The organism is Kamptonema formosum PCC 6407, assembly GCF_000332155.1.
In the GTDB taxonomy this organism is placed as follows: domain Bacteria; phylum Cyanobacteriota; class Cyanobacteriia; order Cyanobacteriales; family Microcoleaceae; genus Kamptonema; species Kamptonema formosum.
On sequence record NZ_KB235903.1, the window covers coordinates 2,110,981 to 2,112,108 of the forward strand.

General features: G+C 40.2%; 1 protein-coding gene and 2 pseudogenes. All 3 read right to left on the reverse strand.

Annotated features, from left to right (window positions below; genetic code table 11):
• A pseudogene (locus OSCIL6407_RS0114310) lies at positions 1-276 on the reverse strand (GNAT family N-acetyltransferase); the annotation flags it as partial.
• A gap of 146 nt (positions 277-422) precedes the next feature.
• Entirely contained in the window at positions 423-590 is a 168-nt protein-coding gene (locus OSCIL6407_RS37090) for a hypothetical protein (RefSeq protein ID WP_234709946.1), read from the reverse strand.
• Between the two features lie 11 nt (positions 591-601).
• Positions 602-1,128 (reverse strand): annotated as a pseudogene (locus OSCIL6407_RS30735) (VWA domain-containing protein); the annotation flags it as partial.

Here is a 1,128-nt window from a genome sequence, read left to right on the forward strand (position 1 = left end):
ACGATAATCGATTGGCTTGGGTTTGACTAGGAGTCTCCAAAGAACTGCTAATAAGTGTGGGGGAGTATGAATTATATCATTGTGAATAAAGAGATCGTTTATCACCAATTCACCACGCGGATTAAAAACGCATTGAATTCTACCAACTTCGCTGTTACGGTACAGGAGCTTGGCAATAAAATATTGGTCTTCCTCTCCAGCTACTTTCAGGTGATACTCTCGTCCCTCGCGATCGAGAATAATAGACTCGTTGCTTTCTAGTAAACTTTCCAACATAATTTATTTTGAGTGAACTTAACAACAAAGATGGAGAGAATTAGGGCAGTCTAAATAGTTTACGCTCTCTTACCATCGACTCCGCTTTGGATTTCATTTCAATCAGCCCTATTTAACTAAGGTGGGCAAAATGCCCACCCTAATTTTCACTTCCCTACCGTGAAATACTCATTTTTAGCATACACACTAATAATGCAATCTCCCACTTCAAAAAACATCCCCTCTTGCTCATCTTTAGAGAATTGCAAATTCCCATACTTAGCACCAATTTCATTAGCAGTAGCAGCCTTAGCCTCCATTTCATCGGGTATCAATCCAGTCGAACCTATATAAAAACTAACGGCGAAACCTTCTCGCTATACACCTTTTCAGCATAAGCTTCCAATCGCTCATTTGCACTAGCTAAAGCTACAACAAACTCCTCTCGCTTTACCTCCTCTCCCTTCCATTTCGCTTGCAAAAGTCGCAGCAAACTATCTGCACCCACCTTAGACAAAATATCTGTAACAATTCCGTTATTTTCCAACCCTAAAAAGTCATCAAAAATCAGCTTCATCAAGTCATCAACCTTAGTAACTTTAGTACGTGATGAAAGAGTCTTATGTCCAAAAATTACCGACTGCTCTAAGATAGCATCAAAGGTTGGTTTATCCAACTTTTCCCCAGTATCTTGATGATAAACCTCATAGAGGCGATCCAGGAACTTGTTAGCCGAGTGGAATTTGCCAAAATTGAGGATATCTTTGCTACCAATGTCGATTTTGAAACTAACTCGCGAATCTACTGAACCATTGGCGATCGCATCCTTTAAATCGGTGTATTCCGTCGTAGTGGGAAAATTGATGTAGAGGC